The 3602-nt window shown below is 37.7% G+C and carries 4 protein-coding genes; 3 read left to right on the forward strand and 1 reads right to left on the reverse strand.

All coding sequences use genetic code 11. The features are described from left to right. Nucleotides 1-1233 (reverse strand): class I SAM-dependent methyltransferase (locus AC52RT_RS04295; protein WP_495539606.1); only part of this gene is annotated, 1233 nt, incomplete at its 3' end. 275 nt (nt 1234-1508) lie between these two features. Between AC52RT_RS04295 and AC52RT_RS04300 the strand changes: the two genes are divergently transcribed. The 3 genes from AC52RT_RS04300 to AC52RT_RS04310 all read left to right on the forward strand — a co-directional run bounded on the left by AC52RT_RS04300 (nt 1509) and on the right by AC52RT_RS04310 (nt 3541). Continuing rightward, complete coding sequence (locus AC52RT_RS04300; RefSeq protein ID WP_495539607.1) at nt 1509-2147, forward strand: TetR/AcrR family transcriptional regulator; 639 nt, start codon at nt 1509-1511, stop codon at nt 2145-2147. Nucleotides 2148-2203: 56 nt separating this feature from the next. After that, nucleotides 2204-3118: a hypothetical protein gene (locus AC52RT_RS04305; protein WP_495539608.1), complete on the forward strand. Its 915-nt coding sequence runs from the start codon at nt 2204-2206 to the stop codon at nt 3116-3118. Between the two features lie 195 nt (nt 3119-3313). Next, nucleotides 3314-3541: a TetR/AcrR family transcriptional regulator gene (locus AC52RT_RS04310; protein WP_495539609.1), complete on the forward strand. Its 228-nt coding sequence runs from the start codon at nt 3314-3316 to the stop codon at nt 3539-3541. Nucleotides 3542-3602 lie beyond the last annotated feature (61 nt).

Genomic DNA, 3602 nt, shown 5'->3' on the forward strand with positions numbered 1-3602 from the left:
ATCATCGACAGAACTGTTCATATGGGTAAGGTAATCATCCTCGTTATTGAACCGATCATAGGCGTCTCGACGCAGACCAAACAAATCGAATAGCAGCACGGTGGCTTGGTTATGAATCATCCCGCCTGTTTTTTCTGCTTCCACACAAAATTGAATAAGTGCTTCGCCGACATCTGAAAATTCAAATGAAAGAAAAGCAGTATTAAACAATTCATAGCTATCCACTTTAAAGGTGACGTGTGTCGTGTCGAGATGTTGACTACTGCTGTACTCATGAAGGAACTTTTCGATTACCCGTTTTCGATAAACATTACTATGCTTTTGCCCTTTATAATCATAGTGAAGCTGCTTCATGAGTGTTTCAAAATTAAGGTGGGCAATATGAGGCGACATAATCTCATCAGCTGCTAAGCATAGAATAGCCCAGAAATCGGCAAATGAAAGATCGTGCATCGATGGCTCCACATACCATAAATCTTTATTCTGTAAAAATACTCTTACCTTATCCATTTGAGTGGCCATGATCAACTTTTTTTCTGATGAAGTTTCGCTAAAGCTTGCTGTAAGTCTGTCAATCCGGTTTTCAAAGTCTTCACTGAAATCTTGTTGAAAAGGCTTTTCTATGGTAGAGCTCACGTCATTTTTCACGTTGAGCCATAACTCATCAGAAACAGCGGCAATAATGCATTCGTTTAAAATATAGAGCAGTTCTTTTGCGGTTTTGTCATCGTAATAGGACCGCATCGTTTCCACTAATTCACTGCTAGCGCTGAGTCTCGTCTCACCACGGAGATATTGGCCGATTAAGCCATGGGTTTTGATTAACGTAAAGAGAAGGGGTTTATCGTAGCCCAAATAATCTTCCCAAAAGATATGCGCGGATCCCTCATTATGTGCCATTAGATTATAGCCTTTTTCCAGCCAATTCTTTCTTTGTTCTGCAGTTCCTCCTTTTGCCGCTTCACCATACGATAAGACGACTGCCAATTGCCAATACATTTCATCAGTGAGAACTGGATCTTTTTTTTCTTCAAGAATAACGAGGGTACGATACACATACTGAATGACTCGGTTAGTGGAAAGTTCCTGAAGCGAATGGATGTGTTCAAAATTCTGGTGAATTTCCTCAGCGGAAACTAAATACTGCAGCCAAGATGGAAGATTAGAAGATTCTTTCCTTTCTAGGTAATCTTGGATATATTCTAAATGAGTTTTATTTATAAAATGATTCATGAAAGTATCTCCTTAAACTGTTTTATACCATTTTAAGGTAAACTATAGGAAAATATCAACTATTGGGTAACTTAGACTGATAGCTTGATTGAGCAGAGTGATTGAGAGTTAGGGAAGAATCAAGTGCCAGTAGGAAGAATGTTTCCTAGTTAGGGAAGAATTAATTCAAGTCGAACGTATTCCTCTCAATTTTTATTATATAATGTGATATAGTATTTCAATGAAATTAGTATACTAAAAAAGTGTGATCATGTTAGAGAGAAGATGATGAAAGAATGTCACCTACTGGAATTCGGGAACAAAAGAAGAGTAAACGTTACAAGAGTATCGTTCTTACCGCTGAAAAGCTATTTCTCGAGAACGGCTTGGATACAGTACAAATGCAAGATGTGGCTGATGCTGAAGGAATTGGAATTGCCACTTTGTTTAGATATTTTCCTAAAAAAGATAAATTGATCGTTGCAGTAGCAGTATGTAACCTAGAAAAGAATATTGAGCATTTTGAAAAAATAGCCTCGACCAATAGCTCTAGCTTTGAAAGAGTCGAACAAATTTTAGATTATCTGATGATACATTCTATGAATCAGCTGAGCAAATCTGCGAAATTTCGAGAAGCATTTGAAAGCTATGCATCGTTTGCACAAAAACCTCTAGAGGACATCGAAGACTATCTAGAAGTTCAAAAGACAATCACACAAATTCTCATGAAGATTATTGAAGATGGAAAAATAGATGGTTCGATTCGAAGTGATATTCCGGTCAAAGAAGCGTTGATCACCATTATTAATGCCTTTGGAAACTTCGGAAGCAATATAGCCTTAAAAGCTTCTATTGCTTACTTAGAGGAAGATGTTGCTCCCGTTATTCAACAAACGTTGTTAAAAGAAATGCTGCTATCCTATTTACGACCTTAAAGAGCCGATGCTTCGGCTCTTCTTTAAATTGAAGGGTTTATCCATTCATTTGGAGAATGAAGTATAAAACCAGTAAAGGAGAAAAAATGAGCATTCACATTGAACAAATAAGAGAAATTGATCGGATGAAGATGGTTTCATTTCTAAAACTCTGTTTTGAAAAAGAGTCGTATTTAAATATTTTGAACAGTCCTAACTTAAAAGCTGCCTATGCGGCATATTGCGGTGAAGAACTACAAGGGATGATCTTCGCGTGGGTGAGCAAGTTTCATCCACATTGCACGTATATTCGTCTACTTTGTAACCCTTTATATCCTGAAAAAAAGATACCGGAAAAACTTTTCGCTGTTTTGATTGATAAGATTGACAGCCCCTTGCAAACGTCGGTTTGGGAAACAGCTGTTGGTTTACGTTCTTTTTATGAAAATAAAGGATTTATAGAAATACGCAGAACCTATATGCCAGTTATTTCTGTGAAAACGATAAATTCCTACATAACTGCTTACGATGAGCCATTCGTAGTAAAAAGCATGGATGAATTAGTTAAGAACCATTTGTTAAAAAATAAACTCATTAATTTAGTAAAACGAAATTACGAACAAACACATCGTGATAATCCGGTTGCTGAGATGGGAGATGACATTTGGGGTAAAATGATTTCGGCGGATGACGTAATCCTGAATGGAAGTCTTATTGGTATGGATTCTGCTGAAAAGAACATCCTAGCCTATTCCTTTCTTCACACCTCAGAGGAAAAAGACACTGCAGAATTAGGTTGGGCGGGGGTACATTCAGCTGAAGCAAACCCCATATTAAGGTCATTAGTTTTTCAGCAAATCAAGTATGCAGAGAAACATAACATACAGTTCATCAAGGGGGAGTTTGATACAACAGATGAGTGTGCCATGTCATTACTTAAGGTAATACCGGTCAGCCCATGCCCAGCTTGGATTACATATCGGAAAGAATAGAGGAAATACTTATTCATCCCGTCATGAGGGTTGTTGAAGGATTATTAGGGGGGATTTCCACGTGATTTTGTCGAAAAGACACATTAATCCCGTCTGGAGAATGCGTAATCCCGTCTAGATCCCACGTATTCCCGTCTCGAGGCTTGTTGAGGGTCAAAATACCCCTGTGGGTATCGGGTTTATTTATAATGAGTCATGATTGAGAAAACCATAGAAAAAATCAAGCTAAGCTTATTGCAGTTAATGAAGGAAAAGCATTTTATGAGCATCTCTGTTCGAGACATCACGATACGTGCAGCTATAAATAGGGGAAGATTCTACTTACACTACCAAGACAAGTATGATTTGATTGACCAAATGGAGCAGGATTTACTTTCTTCTTTATTAGAAAACTATAAGGTCGTCCCTACAACCAACTCATAAATATAAGCATCCTGGCTGGCCGATCGTGTAACGAGAGAACCAAACAAATACATCTATTTAA

This window comes from Peribacillus sp. (assembly GCF_059453735.1).

Coding starts and splice junctions, on each gene's coding strand:
- AC52RT_RS04300 (WP_495539607.1), top strand. CDS start 1,509: ATGTCACCTACTGGAATTCGGGAACAAAAGAAGAGTAAACGTTACAAG.
- AC52RT_RS04305 (WP_495539608.1), top strand. CDS start 2,204: ATGAAGTATAAAACCAGTAAAGGAGAAAAAATGAGCATTCACATTGAA.
- AC52RT_RS04310 (WP_495539609.1), top strand. CDS start 3,314: ATGATTGAGAAAACCATAGAAAAAATCAAGCTAAGCTTATTGCAGTTA.